This is a genomic window from Pantoea sp. SGAir0175 (assembly GCF_043547855.1).
The window spans coordinates 3,488,692-3,503,413 of sequence record NZ_CP028081.1 but is presented as its reverse complement, the minus strand read 5'-3'; the positions used below and the strand labels follow the sequence as shown (position 1 = coordinate 3,503,413).

At 57.1% G+C, this 14,722-nt stretch carries 13 protein-coding genes and 1 tRNA gene; 8 read left to right on the top strand and 6 right to left on the bottom strand.

Annotation, left to right across the window (positions count from 1 at the left end; translation table 11 throughout):
* Positions 1-7 precede the first annotated feature (7 nt).
* The 7 genes from C1N56_RS16440 to mrdA all read left to right on the top strand — a co-directional run bounded on the left by C1N56_RS16440 (position 8) and on the right by mrdA (position 8,632).
* Positions 8-1,060, top strand: a complete 1,053-nt coding sequence (locus C1N56_RS16440) for a patatin-like phospholipase family protein (RefSeq protein ID WP_031279725.1) — start codon at positions 8-10, stop codon at positions 1,058-1,060.
* Positions 1,057-1,833, top strand: coding sequence for a TatD family hydrolase (locus C1N56_RS16435; RefSeq protein WP_059009415.1), 777 nt, complete (start codon positions 1,057-1,059; stop codon positions 1,831-1,833). The genes C1N56_RS16440 and C1N56_RS16435 overlap by 4 nt, the downstream gene beginning before the upstream one ends.
* A 413-nt stretch (positions 1,834-2,246) precedes the next feature.
* Positions 2,247-3,026: a deoxyribose-phosphate aldolase gene (deoC, locus tag C1N56_RS16430; protein WP_058770662.1), complete on the top strand. Its 780-nt coding sequence runs from the start codon at positions 2,247-2,249 to the stop codon at positions 3,024-3,026.
* A gap of 111 nt (positions 3,027-3,137) precedes the next feature.
* Positions 3,138-4,460, top strand: coding sequence for a thymidine phosphorylase (gene deoA, locus C1N56_RS16425; RefSeq protein WP_394516876.1), 1,323 nt, complete (start codon positions 3,138-3,140; stop codon positions 4,458-4,460).
* Positions 4,461-4,554: 94 nt separating this feature from the next.
* On the top strand, positions 4,555-5,778 hold the full coding sequence (gene deoB / locus C1N56_RS16420) for a phosphopentomutase (protein ID WP_159377338.1): 1,224 nt from the start codon (positions 4,555-4,557) through the stop codon (positions 5,776-5,778).
* A gap of 34 nt (positions 5,779-5,812) precedes the next feature.
* Complete coding sequence (gene deoD, locus C1N56_RS16415) at positions 5,813-6,526, top strand: purine-nucleoside phosphorylase (protein WP_021507654.1); 714 nt, start codon at positions 5,813-5,815, stop codon at positions 6,524-6,526.
* A 216-nt stretch (positions 6,527-6,742) separates the two neighbouring features.
* Entirely contained in the window at positions 6,743-8,632 is a 1,890-nt protein-coding gene (mrdA, locus tag C1N56_RS16410; protein ID WP_058759549.1) for a penicillin-binding protein 2, read from the top strand.
* Here mrdA and C1N56_RS16405 read toward each other — a convergent pair whose 3' ends face one another.
* The 5 genes from C1N56_RS16405 to C1N56_RS16385 form a co-directional block, all read right to left on the bottom strand.
* Complete coding sequence (locus C1N56_RS16405) at positions 8,633-9,343, bottom strand: GGDEF domain-containing protein (protein WP_021507652.1); 711 nt, start codon at positions 9,341-9,343, stop codon at positions 8,633-8,635.
* Positions 9,340-9,726: a DUF1987 domain-containing protein gene (locus tag C1N56_RS16400; RefSeq protein WP_394516875.1), complete on the bottom strand. Its 387-nt coding sequence runs from the start codon at positions 9,724-9,726 to the stop codon at positions 9,340-9,342. The genes C1N56_RS16405 and C1N56_RS16400 overlap by 4 nt, the downstream gene beginning before the upstream one ends.
* A 6-nt stretch (positions 9,727-9,732) precedes the next feature.
* Positions 9,733-10,284: a SiaB family protein kinase gene (locus C1N56_RS16395; protein ID WP_058774864.1), complete on the bottom strand. Its 552-nt coding sequence runs from the start codon at positions 10,282-10,284 to the stop codon at positions 9,733-9,735.
* Between the two features lie 10 nt (positions 10,285-10,294).
* The gene (locus tag C1N56_RS16390; RefSeq protein WP_262256433.1) at positions 10,295-11,518 is read right to left on the bottom strand and encodes a SpoIIE family protein phosphatase; all 1,224 of its coding nucleotides are present in this window, start codon (positions 11,516-11,518) and stop codon (positions 10,295-10,297) included.
* A 93-nt stretch (positions 11,519-11,611) separates the two neighbouring features.
* Positions 11,612-12,937 carry a methyl-accepting chemotaxis protein gene (locus C1N56_RS16385; protein ID WP_058759546.1) on the bottom strand — a complete coding sequence of 442 codons (1,326 nt, stop codon included), beginning with the start codon at positions 12,935-12,937 and terminating at the stop codon, positions 11,612-11,614.
* 193 nt (positions 12,938-13,130) lie between these two features.
* Here C1N56_RS16385 and C1N56_RS16380 point away from each other — a divergent pair.
* Positions 13,131-13,206 (top strand) — tRNA-Phe (locus C1N56_RS16380).
* A gap of 395 nt (positions 13,207-13,601) precedes the next feature.
* On the opposite strand, the gene C1N56_RS16375 is transcribed toward C1N56_RS16380, so the two are convergent.
* Positions 13,602-13,889 carry an integrative conjugative element protein, RAQPRD family gene (locus C1N56_RS16375; protein WP_394517485.1) on the bottom strand — a complete coding sequence of 96 codons (288 nt, stop codon included), beginning with the start codon at positions 13,887-13,889 and terminating at the stop codon, positions 13,602-13,604.
* Between the last annotated feature and the right edge of the window lie 833 nt (positions 13,890-14,722).

Below are 14,722 nucleotides of genomic sequence, written 5' to 3'. Positions count from 1 at the left end.
ACATCCATTGGGAATACGCATCCCGGTGTCGCTGGACACCTTTGAGCCACTGGCACTCACGCCATTCAAATCCAAAAAAATCGCGCTGGTCTGCGAAGGCGGCGGGCAACGCGGCATCTTCACGGCGGGCGTACTGGATGAATTTCAGCGCGCAGGCTTTAACCCCTTTCAGTTAATGCTCGGCACCTCAGCCGGTGCACAAAACCTCTCAGCCTTTGTCTGTGCTCAGCCCGGTTATGCGCGGCGCGTGATTACCCGTTACACCACCAGTAAACTGTTTTTCGATCCGCTGCGTTTTGTGCGCGGTGGCCACCTGATCGATCTTGACTGGCTGGTGGATATTACTAAACAGGAGTTCCCGCTGGCGCTGAGCAGCGCCGAAAGCCTGTTTGCCAAAGGCAGCGAATTTTACATGTGCGCCTGCCGCAGCGATGATTACAGCGCGCAGTACTTCAATCCCACCAACCTGACCTGGCATGACATCATTAAGGCTTCCAGCGCGATCCCCGGTTTCTACCGCAGCGGCGTGTTGATGGATGGCGTGAGCTATCTCGACGGTGGCATCAGCGACGCCATTCCGGTGCGCGAAGCGGCGCGGCGTGGCGCCGATACCATTGTGGTGATCCGTACCGTGCCGTCACAGATGGCGTATACGCCGAAGTGGTTTAAACGCATGGAGCGCTGGCTGAGCGACAGCGCCCTGCAGCCGATGATCAATATCCTGCATCAGCACGAAGAGAGCTACCGCCAGATTCAGCAGTTTATTGAACAGCCGCCGGATAATCTGCGCATTATTGAAATCTTTCCGCCAAAGCCGCTGGCCAGCATGGCGCTGGGCAGTCGTCTGGCGTCGCTGAATCAGGATTATCATCTGGGCCGCCGCAGCGGGCGCTATTTCCTGGCGACGCTGGGCCAGTGGCTGAGCGATGCTGAACCGCTGGCGCGACCGATTGCCGTGACGCCGCCCGCCGCCGTCGCCAACGCGCCAGATAACCGGCCGGTCAGCACGCCGCCGCTGGCGGGCAATGACGCCGACTACGATGCAGGATCGCTGGCATGAGATTTATCGACACCCACTGCCACTTTGATTTTCCGCCATTCGTCACCGCTGCCGAACACAGTATCGCGCAGGCGGCGCAGGCGGGCGTGGAACGCATCATCGTGCCGTGCGTGGATGCCAGCCGTTTTGCCGTGGTGAGCCAGCTGGCGCAGCAGCATCCGGCGCTGTATAGCGCGCTCGGGCTGCACCCGATCAATATTGCGCAACATCAGGATGACGATCTCGATCGCCTTGAGCAGTACCTGCAAACGCCGGATGCAAAACGCGTGGCGATGGGGGAAATCGGGCTGGATCTGTATATGGAAGCGCCGGATTTTGCGCGGCAAACCCGGCTGCTGGAGGCGCAGCTGAAGCTGGCAAGGCGCTATGATTTGCCGGTGATCCTGCATTCGCGACGTACGCACGATCAGCTGGCGCAGCATCTGCGCCGTCACGACGTGCCGCGACGCGGCGTGGTGCACGGCTTTGCCGGTAGCCAGCAGCAGGCGGAGCGTTTCATCGCCCTTGGCTACGCGATTGGTGTCGGCGGCACCATTACCTATACGCGCGCCAGCAAAACCCGCCACACCATCGCCAGCCTGCCATTGCAGGCGCTGCTGCTGGAAACCGATGCGCCGGATATGCCGCTGCACGGTTTTCAGGGCCAGCCAAATCGCCCGGAGCGCGCGCGTAATGTGTTCGAAGTATTGTGCCAGCTGCGCCCGGAACCGCCCGATGAGATCGCCGATGCGCTGTGGCACAACAGCCTGCGTTTGTTCGCCCTGCCGGATTGAGTATTGATCCTGCGCCTGCCGCCCTCTCACTTTATCTAATAGCGCCATCACGGTTAATGGCCGTTGCAATTGTGCCAGCGGCGCAATTTCTTGCGCGATGAATCGCGTCGCTGCAACGCCTCTGCCACTTCTGATGATGTGCTGACAACTCCCGCTCTGTCGCAAATTAACTACGCTTTAACGATATCCGATACCTTTTTGCGGCAACATTTGTGATAATAATCACAATCGCATCATGCCGCGCTGTTCGGCAAAATAGCGATTTAATGTGATTAAAATCGCTAAATGCATGTATATCAGAGCGCGGCTTCCTTTTCCTTGTGACAAACCTCGCAATTCCACGCGGCGTGGGTTGTTATAATTATCACATTCTCCGGTGAGCAGATTTCACCGGCCTGACTTTGGAGAGCACCATGACCGATCTGAACGCGGCCGCGCAGCGCGCGCTGCAACTGATGGACCTGACCACCCTGAACGAAGACGACACCGATGAAAAAGTGATCGCGCTGTGCCATCAGGCGAAATCACCGGCCGGTAACACGGCGGCGATCTGTATCTATCCGCGCTTTATCCCGATTGCACGTAAGACGCTGCGCGAGCAGGGCACGCCGGAAATTCGTATCGCGACCGTCACTAACTTCCCGCACGGTAACGACGACATCGACATCGCGCTGGCGGAAACCCGTGCGGCAATCGCCTATGGCGCGGATGAAGTTGACGTGGTGTTCCCGTACCGTGCGCTGATTGCCGGTAATCGTGACGTCGGCTTTGCGCTGGTAAAAGCCTGTAAAGAGGCCTGCGCGGCGGCGAACGTGCTGCTGAAAGTGATCATCGAAACCGGCGAGCTGAAAGAGGAAGCGCTGATTCGTGCAGCGTCCGAAATCGCGATCGATGCCGGCGCGGATTTCATCAAAACCTCTACCGGTAAAGTGCCGGTCAACGCCACGCCAGAGGTGGCGGCGATCATGATGCAGGTAATCCGTGACAAAGGCGTGCAGCAGCAGGTGGGCTTCAAACCGGCTGGCGGCGTGCGCACGGCGGAAGATGCCGCTATCTACCTGCAGCTGGCCGACGACATCCTCGGCAGCGGCTGGGCGGATGCGCGTCATTTCCGCTTCGGCGCTTCCAGCCTGTTAGCCAGCCTGCTGAATACCCTGGGTCACGCTACGGCGACCAGCAAAGCCGGTTATTGATCCACGCGGTCGCTAAAATGGCGGCCCACGGTGTCACTGCCGTCAGGTGCGTATTGCTGCGCATCTGGCGGCTGTCATTCAGCGATAGATCGCTTTTCCGGGGAGGCAACCTTGTTCCTGCCACAAGAAATTATTCGTAAAAAACGCGACGGCCAGCCGCTGAGCGAAGCGGAAATCCGCTTTTTCATCAACGGCGTGCGTGATAACAGCGTATCTGAAGGGCAAATCGCCGCGCTGGCGATGACGATTTATTTTCACGACATGAACCTGGAAGAACGCGTGGCGCTGACCATGGCGATGCGCGATTCCGGCACGGTGCTCAACTGGCAGGCGCTGAATCTCAACGGACCGATTGTTGATAAACACTCGACCGGCGGCGTGGGCGATGTCACTTCGCTGATGCTGGGTCCGATGGTGGCGGCCTGCGGCGGCTACGTGCCAATGATTTCCGGGCGCGGCCTCGGTCACACCGGCGGCACGCTGGATAAGCTGGAAGCCATTCCCGGCTTCGATATCTTCCCCAGCGACGATCGCTTCCGCCAGATCATCAAACAGGTCGGCGTTGCCATTATCGGTCAGACCAATTCGCTGGCGCCGGCGGACAAGCGGTTCTATGCCACGCGCGATATCACCGCCACCGTGGATTCTATTCCGCTGATCACCGCCTCGATCCTCGCCAAAAAATTAGCCGAAGGATTAGACGCGCTGGTGATGGATGTCAAAGTCGGATCCGGGGCGTTTATGCCAACCTTTGAGGCCTCGCAGCAGCTGGCGCAGGCGATTGTCGGCGTCGCTAACGGTGCGGGATGCAAAACCACCGCGCTGCTCACCGACATGAACCAGGTGCTGGCGTCGAGCGCCGGTAATGCGCTGGAAGTGCGCGAAGCGGTGCATTTCCTTACCGGCGAGGCGCGCAATCCGCGGCTGCTGGAGGTTACGCTGGCGCTGTGCGCCGAGATGCTGATCTCCGGCAAGCTGGCGGCGAACGAAGTGGAAGCGCGGCAAAAACTGCAGCAGGTGCTGGACAACGGTAAAGCGGCTGAGGTGTTTGCCCGCATGGTGGCGGCGCAGAACGGCCCGACGGATTTCATCGAGCAGATGGACCGCTACCTGCCGGCACCGATGCTGAGCAAAGCGGTGTACGCCGATCGTCCCGGCATCGTCAGCGCCATGGACACGCGGGCGCTGGGCATGGCGGTGGTGGCGCTGGGCGGTGGTCGTCAGCGCGCCAGCGACAGCATTGATTACAGCGTGGGCCTCAGCGACATGATTACGCTGGGCAGTGAGGTCAATGCACAGCAGCCGCTGGCGGTGATTCATGCCGCATCGGAAGCGCAGTGGCAGCAGGCCGCTGCGGCAGTGAAAGCGGCGATAACGCTCAGCGACCATGCTCCGCAGGCCACGCCGGTGGTGTATCGCCGCATCAGCGAATAGTGGCGTAACTGCGTGCCAGGTAGCGGCCGTTCGGGTATACTGATCTGATCGCTTTTTTTTGACTTGTCATCGCGCTATGGCGCAGGAGACTTGCATGAAACGTGCTTTTATTATGGTTCTCGACTCCTTCGGGATTGGTTCCAGCAAAGACGCCGATAAATTCGGTGATGAAGGATCGGATACGCTCGGCCATATCGCCGAAGCGTGCTTTGAAGGCCGCGCCAATGAAGGCCGCGAAGGTCCGCTGCATCTGCCCAATATGACCGCGCTCGGCCTTGGCAAAGCGGCGGAACTCTCTACCGGCCGCTTCCCGCCGGGACTGGATCCGCAGGCGGAAATTATCGGCGCTTACGCTTACGCCAGCGAACTCTCTTCGGGCAAAGATACGCCGTCCGGCCACTGGGAAATCGCCGGGGTGCCGGTGCTGTTTGACTGGGGCTACTTCAGCGACAAAGAGAACAGCTTCCCGCAGGAGCTGCTGGATACGCTGGTAAAACGCGCCGATCTGCCGGGCTACCTCGGCAACTGCCACTCCTCCGGCACGGTAATTCTTGACCAGCTGGGCGAGGAGCACATGAAAAGCGGCAAGCCGATTTTCTATACCTCGGCAGATTCGGTGTTCCAGATTGCCTGTCATGAAGAGACCTTTGGCCTCGATCGCCTGTACGCGCTGTGTGAAATTGCGCGTGAAGAGCTGACCAACGGCGGCTATAACATTGGCCGCGTAATCGCGCGTCCGTTTGTCGGCGATAAAGCCGGTAACTTCCAGCGCACCGGTAACCGTCACGATCTGGCGGTCGAACCACCGGCACCAACCATGCTGAAAAAGCTGGTGGATGAGAAGGGCGGCGAAGTGATTTCAGTGGGTAAAATCGCTGATATCTACGCGGAGCAGGGCATCACGCAAAAGGTCAAAGCCACCGGTCTGGATGCGCTGTTTGATGCCACCATTGAGCAGATGAAGAAGGCGCCGGACAACTCGATAGTGTTCACCAACTTCGTCGATTTTGACTCGACCTGGGGCCATCGCCGCGATATCGCCGGTTATGCCGGAGGGCTGGAGCTGTTTGACCGCCGTCTGCCGGAGCTGATGGCGCTGGTGAAAGAGGGCGATATCCTGATCCTCACCGCTGACCACGGCTGCGATCCGAGCTGGCATGGCACCGAGCACACGCGCGAGCACATCCCGATTCTGATCTATGGCCCAAAAGTAAAACCGGGCTCGCTGGGTTACCGCGATACCTTCGCCGATATCGGCCAGACCATCGCCAGCTATTTTGGCCTGTCCAGCATGGACTACGGCAAAAGCTTGCTGTAAAACAGCCACCACTTTTTGATAAGGAAGAACAACAATGGCAACTCCTCATATTAATGCCGAAATGGGCGATTTCGCGGACGTGGTGCTGATGCCAGGCGATCCGCTGCGTGCAAAACACATTGCCGAGACTTTCCTCGACGATGTGGTCGAAGTGAATAACGTACGCGGCATGCTGGGCTTCACCGGGACTTACAAAGGCCGCAAAATCTCCGTCATGGGCCACGGTATGGGTATTCCATCCTGCTCGATCTACACCAAAGAGCTGATCACCGATTTCGGCGTGAAGAAGATCATTCGTGTGGGTTCCTGCGGTGCCGTGCGTGCAGACGTGAAACTGCGTGATGTGGTGATTGGTATGGGTGCCTGCACCGACTCAAAAGTTAACCGCATGCGTTTCAAAGATCACGATTTTGCCGCCATCGCGGATTTCGATATGGTGCGTAACGCGGTTGACGCGGCTAAAGCGCTGGGCGTGGACGCGCGCGTCGGTAACATCTTCTCCGCTGATTTGTTCTATACGCCGGACCCGCAGATGTTCGACGTGATGGAGAAGTACGGCATCCTCGGTGTGGAGATGGAAGCGGCCGGCATCTATGGTGTGGCGGCAGAGTTTGGTGCCAAAGCGCTGACCATCTGTACCGTGTCGGATCACATCCGTACGCACGAGCAAACCACCGCGGCAGAGCGTCAGACGACGTTCAACGATATGATTAAGATCGCGCTGGAGTCGGTGCTGCTGGGGGATTGATTTTCCTGGGTTTTTCTTCGCCCTCACCCTAACCCTCTCCCGCCCGCGGGAGAGGGGACCGATCGCGCTACGATCAACGCCCTGTTGCGCATTCCCCACGCGCCAGCCCCACCGTAAACATCTGACACACTTTTACCCAGGCTTGTGCATCTTCCTGCTGGCTCTGCGGCGATCTCTCCCTATCATTAGCGTGATAATGAAGAGACTAAACCCCTGATGAATTTCCGCAATTTCGAAGCCGAAGAGAAACTGTTTGTGCGCCGCGCGCTGGTGGCGTTTGCCCTGGTTGTTATCTGCTTCACCATTCTTGGCATCAACCTGTATCGCTTACAGGTGGATCAGCACAGCTATTACCAGACACGTTCCAACGAGAACGACATCAAAATGATCCCCATCGCGCCGACGCGCGGGCTGATTTTCGATCGCAACGGCATCCCGCTGGTGCGCAACGTCACCTGGTACGACATCCTCGTCACGCCGTACAAAATCGACAACATGCAGGCGACGCTGAAGGCGCTGACGCCCATCGTCGATCTGACACCGGATGATATCGAAACCTTTGAGCATGAACTGAAGCAGAGCAGCCGCTATAAACCGGTGGAGCTGAAGGCCGAGCTCACCGACGAAGAGGTGGCGCGCTTCTCGGTCAATCAGTTCCGCTTCACCGGCGTCACCATCGATACCTATCAGGATCGGGAATACCCGTACGGCGCCGATCTGGCGCACGTGGTCGGCTACGTGTCGAAGATTAACGACAATGATTACAAGCGGCTCAATGCCGAGGGCGTGGGCGAAAACTATGCCGCCGACCATAACATCGGCAAGCAGGGTATTGAGGGCTACTATGAATCCCTGCTGCACGGCAAGACCGGCTATCAGGAAGTGGAAGTGGATAATCACGGCCGTATCGTGCGCGTGCTGAAAGAGGTGCCGCCGGTGGCGGGCAAAAACATCTGGCTGACGCTGGATCTGCATCTGCAGCAGTATGTGGAGAGCCAGCTGGCCGGGCAGCGTGCGGCGGTGCTGATTGAGGATCCGCACGATGGCGGCGTGCTGGCGATGGTCTCCAGCCCGAGCTACGATCCCAACCCGTTCGTGAAGGGCATCAGCTACAAAGCCTATAAAACGCTGCTGCAGGATAAAAACCTGCCGCTGATCAATCGCGTCACCCAGGGGCTGTATCCACCGGCATCGACGGTAAAACCCTACATGGCGATGTCGGCGCTGCTGAGCAAAGTGATTACGCCGGGCACCACCTTCTTTGGTGCGCCGACCTGGACGCTGCCGGGCACCGATCGCAAATACCGTGACTGGAAAAAGTCCGGCCACGGCATGCTCGACGTCACCAAAGCGATTGAAGAGTCCGCCGACACCTTCTTCTATCAGGTGGCGTTCATGATGGGTATTGACCGCATCCACAGCATGCTCAGCCAGTTCGGCTACGGCAAACCTACCGGTATCGATTTGAATGAAGAGTACGCCGGGCTGCTGCCAAGCCGCGAATGGAAGCAGAAAGTGCATAAGCATACGTGGTATCAGGGCGATACGGTATCGGTGGGCATCGGCCAGGGCTACTGGATTGCCACGCCGATTCAGATGGTGAAAGCCATGGTGGCGCTGATCAATAACGGCCGGGTGATTAATCCGCACCTGCTGGCTAAAGCACAGCGCGGCACCTGGCAGCAGGTTTATCAGCCGACCGCGCCGCAGCCGCAGATTGGCGATGCGAAATCACCGTACTGGTCGCTGGTGCGGCATGCCATGTTTGGTATGGCTAACGCGCCTAACGGCACCGGTTATAAATATTTCCATACCGCGCCGTACGGCATCGCCGCCAAGTCCGGTACGTCGCAGGTGTTTAGCCTGAAGCAGAACCAGACTTACAACGCGAAGATGATCCCGGTGCGCCTGCGCGACCACATTTTCTATACCGCCTTTGCGCCGTTTAACAACCCGCAGGTGGCGGTGGCGCTGATTCTGGAAAACGGCGGTAACGAAGGCATTACGGCCGCGCCGGTGATGCGCAATATCCTCGACCACATTTTCCTGCCGCCGCCGGATAGCAGCGTGCCGATGCAGACGGCCAGCACCGCGCAGGCGCGCTGATCAGCGGAAAAATACCCGGTTGCGGCCGTGGTGTTTGGCATCGTAGAGCGCGGCATCGGCATTGCTGTACAGCGTGTCGAAATCGGAGCCCGGCTTGCCGTAGCTCACGCCGAGGCTGGCGGTCACCAGCTGCTGCGGCAGCACCGCCAGCGGCGAGGCGTTAAGCGAGGCGTGGATCGCACCGGCGACAATCACCGCGTCGGACAGACGATAGTGCGGCAGCAGCACGGTAAACTCTTCGCCGCCGATGCGACCAATGCTGGCACCGGCCGGGCAGTGCGCCTGAATGCGCGTCACCAGTCCGCAAATCACCTTATCGCCCATCGGATGGCCGTATTCGTCGTTGATCTTCTTGAAGTGATCGATATCCAGAATGATCAGCGCCGCCGGACCGCTCTCCAGCGTCTGGCTGATGCGCTGAATAATCGCGCCGCGATTCCACACCGCCGTTAGCGGATCGTGGCTGGCTTTGTACTCCAGCTCCTGCGCCAGCTGGTTTAACTGCTCATTCACGCGGTTCAGCTCGCGCTCCGCGCGATCGCTGCGGGAGATCAGCCGCCAGGTTTCGCGCATCAGGCGCTGATAGTGGCGATTCAGGTGCAGCAGCGCCTCGCGGTAATCCTGCGCGCTCAGCGTGTTTTGCGCCGCCACATGCTGTGAGCGATTCAGCACCTCGCTCTCTTCACGGAACAGCTCATTGAGGTCCATCATGACGCCAGTTCCGCCTGCAGATTAACCTGCAGATCGGTAAAATCCAGCGCCAGTTCCTGACCAAACTCTTCCGCGATGTCATCTTCCGCATCAAACAGCCAGTTCAGCGTAACGCCTTGACCGCGCTGCGCCAGCTGGTTGAACAGATCGAACAGGCTGAACAGCATTTTGGTGCTGGAGCTGTTGAAGTAGCGCAGCGCGATAGTGACGACCACGGCGTCGTTGTCGGTGGGTTGCCACTGCTCAAGGGCATCCAGCAGCGGGCGATAAAACGCCGCCGCGTTCTCCGGCCACGACTCGCCGCGCAGCGCAAACTGGCGGATGGCAAAATCAAAACTCACTTCGGGCGTGCTCTCAGTGGCAGCGATAATCAGGTTTTGCATACAACCTCAATCCTGGTGAATGGTGGCTTTAAGCCAAAACGTGGCGTAGCCGCTGGCGGGCAGCGGACGCAGTTCATACTCCAGCGGCTCACTGACATCACGGGCAAGCGTCAGCAAACCGATATTGGCCCCTTTGCTGGTGGCGGGGCTCTCGGTGCGCAGACCGACACGGTAGGCCTGCTTAATTTCGTCGTTACTCATGGTACGCAGCAGATCGAGCCAGTCGCGCAGCTGCTCGCAGGCGGCCTGTTCGACCTGATTACTGCTCTCCAGCACGTAGTTATCGCCATCCACGTGCAGCGTTACGGTGCCAAAGCGAAAGTGCTGTTCGGCGTGGCTCAGGGTACGGCTGTCCTGCGAATAGCGCAGGATATTCTGCACAATCTCGACAAAGCTGGAGAACAGCCGGCGGCGCACTTTCAGCGGGGCCTGCTGGTTTTCCAGAAACACTTTGATCACTTCACCCATCGCGGTAATGTTCTGCGGCGAAAAGAAGCCGGTATAGTGCAGCGCAACGCTGTCGGGCGGCAGGTGTGTGCCGGTGGAAGCTGGATGCATAAGAGGCTCGTTAATAACGCAGGCCAAACCAGGTGACGTCATCGCGTCGCGGCTGGTTGCCCTGCCAGTGAAGAAATGCCTGCGCAAACGCCATGGAGAGCTCGGCCATCGGCAGGGTTTTATGTTGTGCAATGACCGTCTGAATCCGCTTTCTACCGAACATGATCTGCCGCGCGCCGCCGGGTTGATCGGTCACGCCGTCGCTCATCACCAGCAGCACATCGCCGGGCTGCAGCCTGCGCTGCTGCTGCGGCCAGCAATAGTCGTGCGGCGTATCGGTGTAGCCAACGCCGACGCGATCGGCCTGCAGCGTGGCTGCTTCACCCTGAACCGGCTGAAGCACCGCGTGCATGCGCGCGCTGGCCCAGCTCAGTTGATGGCTGGCCGTCTCCAGCCGCAGCGCAATCGCATCGCAGCCGTCGTTGGACAGCGAAGTCTGCTGCGAGGCGTTAAGCTGGCCCAGGGTTTGTTTGATGTGGCGGTTAAGCGCCTGCAGCAGGGCAGACGGCGTACGATGGTTGTGCTGCAGCGCACGCTCCAGCGCCGCATGCAGAATCACCGTCATAAACGCGCCGGGAATGCCGTGACCGGTGCAGTCGGCAATCAGCGCCAGCCAGCCGTGCTCGTCGCGGTGAAAGGCGTAATAGTCGCCGCCCACGCCATCGCGCGGCTGCCAGTGCAGGCACCAGTCGCTTAGTTGCTGCGCCATCTGCTGCCGCGAGCGGTCCAGCATCGCGTCCTGAATCACCCGCGCGTAATCGATGCTCTGTAAAATTTGCTGATGCTGCTGCGCCTGCAAATCGGAGACGGTACGAATCAGGTCGATACCCAGACCGATGCCAATATAGCGGCCCTGTTCAGTCACGATAAAGCCATCGGTTACTGATTTATCCCCGCTGGCGACCACCTGCTGCGCGACCCGATCGAGTTCGGTTTCGGCATCGATCACCAGCGGTTGTTTGTCCATAAAGGCGATACAGCTTTTACGATCGTACAGCTCGCGGAAGAACGGGCGCGTCATTTGCGACAGAAAGATGTGGCGGTTAATCATGCCGAACGGCGTGCCGTTTTCCACCACCGGCAGGCCAATCAAATCTTTGTGTTCGCTAAACAGCGCCATTACCGCCGTGTTGTCCATCGCTGGCGTGACGAACGGCACCGCAATACACAGCGAACGCGCGCGGGCACGACCCGTCAGGGCGCTAAGCCCGGTGCGGAAATCAGGCTGCTGCATGAGAAAGAGTCTGGCGTTGATTAGGAATAATCTTAGGTTACGGCACGGCGATGACACTTTTATGTCACCGCCGGCCAGCGCTCGCTGCTGCGCTTACTGCGGGGCTTTTAGTGTATCGGCGACGTGGCTGATGGCGCGCACCACCTCACTGGAGCTGCCGCGAATTTCGGCAATCACGCCGCCCGCCTGCTGCGCGAGCACTACGCCCTGATCGGCACGTTTCAGGTTCGACGCGATGCCTTTCTGCGCCTTATCCGCCAGCAGATGGTTATGCCTCACCCGATTCTCGATTTCGCTGGTGGCGCGATTGATGTTTGCCGCGAGGGTGCGCACTTCACTGGCGACCACCGCAAAGCTGCGGCCGTGCTGACCGGCGCGCGCGGCTTCCACTGCCGCATTGAGTGCCAGCAGATTGGTTTGGTCGGCAATGCGGCGGATGCTCTCCACGATGGCGCCGATGCGATCGGAAGAGTCGCTCAGATCATTGATATCACCAGAAATACCGTGCAGTTCGCTGGCCAGCGCATTGATATTCTGCACGCTGTTCTCAATGACCGCCGCACCCTGTTGTGTGCTTTCGCTGGTGTGCAGCGCGGTTTGCCAGGCCTGCTGCGCTGCTTCGCGCTCCAGCTGGTTCTTTTCCACCTGCGCGGTAACGTCGGTGGCGAACTTCACCACTTTGTACAGCTCGCCGGCGCTGTTAAACACCGGATTATAGGTGGCGCGCAGCCAGACGGTATTGCCCTGCTTATTGACGCGCTCGAACTGGCCGGAGATGTATTCACCCTGATTGAGCTTGTGCCAGAAGCGGCGATAGGCCTCGCTGGTGCGCATTTCGGGCGGACAGAACAGGCTGTGATGGCGACCGATGATCTCATCAGCGCGATAGCCCATGGTATTGAAGAAGTTATCGTTGGCCATCAGCACTTCACCTTTGAGGTTGAAGGCAATCACCGCCATCGAGCGCTCAATGGCGGTGGTCATGGCGCGCTGCTCCTGCGCATCCATGATGCGCGCGGTGATATCACTCGCCAGCTTGACGATTTTGATCACCCGGCCGTGGCGATCCTGCACCGGTACGTAGTTGGCTTCCAGCCAGATTGGACGGCTGTGCTTCGCCACGCGCAAAAACTTATCGCTGAAGCCTTCGCCGCGATTCAGACGCTGCCAGAACTCGCGATACTGCGGTGACTGCACCATATCCGGCGTGCAGAACAGGCTGTGATGCTGGCCGACAATTTCTGCCAGCGTGTAGCCCATGCGCTCCAGAAACAGCGCGTTAGCGGTGAGGATGTGACCATCAGGCGTAAACTCGACCATGGCGATGGCCTCCTGCAGCGAACTGAGCGTTGCGCTGCTGTGACTGCGTTTCTGCCACGCGAGGCGCGACAGGATTCCCGATGTAATAGTGCTGAACATGGTGGACCTTATTATGGTTATGGGATGTCAGCACGGTTATCGGCGTGAGTGGATAAAAATTCACCACTAAATAACCCGGTTGCGCAGGTTTTTACCATCGGGTCCGGCGGTTGCTGCAAAAGGCAGCAGTCAGCTGATTTTTACCGAAAAGCGTTTGACGGTACGGCGCGAGTAAGGTTTAATGCGCCCCGTTGCCCGGATAGCTCAGTCGGTAGAGCAGGGGATTGAAAATCCCCGTGTCCGTGGTTCGATTCCGCGTCCGGGCACCAACATTCTGAAAACCCAGCCTTTATGGCTGGGTTTTTGCTTTTTGAAGCACCTATGAATTCTGGTCACTTTGACTGCTGAGGTCACTGTACTGCTTCAGCTATCCAGTATGAGTCTTCCCCTTAAGTAACCTGACGGATAAAAGCACTTCAAAAATGACTGCGTTAACTGGCGAACATCCAGATGCAGACGATCAGTAAAGCCGTTGAGCGGATAACAAATCGGACTAGCGCGGCATCCCTGGCTTAGGTATTTTCCCGTCCATGCCTGACATTCGCTGCAGCCCAGGCTGCCCAGAGAAACAGCACGCACAGCAGTAGACCAACGGTCACCCGTTACAAAACGCCAATATCGATTTTGCCGGATGCCGTTTTAAATGCGTTGATCTGCGCGGCAGTCATCGCCATAACGGACGGCCTCGCATGTAATCGCCGCTGACCTTGCCGTAATCCAGCGGTTGCGCACGCGAAGGCTGCGTGTAGCGGTCGAGGCCAGCACGTATGGTGTTGAGGTCTTCATTGGCTTTCTTGTAGTCGAACAGGTAACGGCGGCTGTTGTTAGGATCGGACTGCGCGGCGACGGTGCGGGCGCGGTCGAGGGAGAGCTGGACTTGGTCTAGTAGGCGTTGGGTGGTGGCGAGTTCGTCAAGTTCAGAAGCAAATAAAACAGTATTACTAAAGAATATTGACTTAAGGACGATACAAGCTAAGAGTGATTTTTAGTAAAATTACATCTGGACATATCATAACTCCTCATTGTTTTTTTTAATGTCCTTTAATCCTCTCTGATATTTGAAGGCTAAAATGAAATCAGATTTTGAGACATTAAATTTTAGCAATGCAGAGTGATGAATGGGATTTATCAAACTAAGGATAAGAAATGACAATTGACTTTGAATCATTGCAGACAGAGGCTGATTTATTTGAGTTATCAGGGATTTCCAAAGCAATCGAAGATGTCGGAATAAACGATGAGATACTCACATTCATAAAATTCAATGCTGAAAGAGTTGGTAACTTATTGATTCATTCGAAATCAAAAAGAAAAAAAAGAAATAAATACTTTAATGGATTAGTAAGTATCCTTAAAGGTGATGAATACACAGAGACAATTAATGACATATTATATTGTTGCGAAAGTAGTGAAATTCTATTCGATGAGGTTGGAAACTTTTTATCATCCTTGGATATTAGCAAAAAAAGCGTAGCAACTCAGGTTTGGTCAGCTTTAAAACTATCACAATCTGAGTCATCTTACCTAATGAGTAAAGTTAATGAAAAAATGGAGTCTCTGAGAGAAACAGACAGTTTTCTGGTAAGTAGTAATTTTATATTGGAGAATGAAGAAGGCCGATCATATAATCCGGATGATGCTAATAACAAAAATGTTAATTTCGCATCACTCACCCTTTCCATGATTGCCTTCAACAACAAGTTGTACAATCACGATGAGGAGATAGTTGTTCCTGATGAAACTCCTGTTGAAGATGCAGATCTTGATGGCACACAATTAGTAATG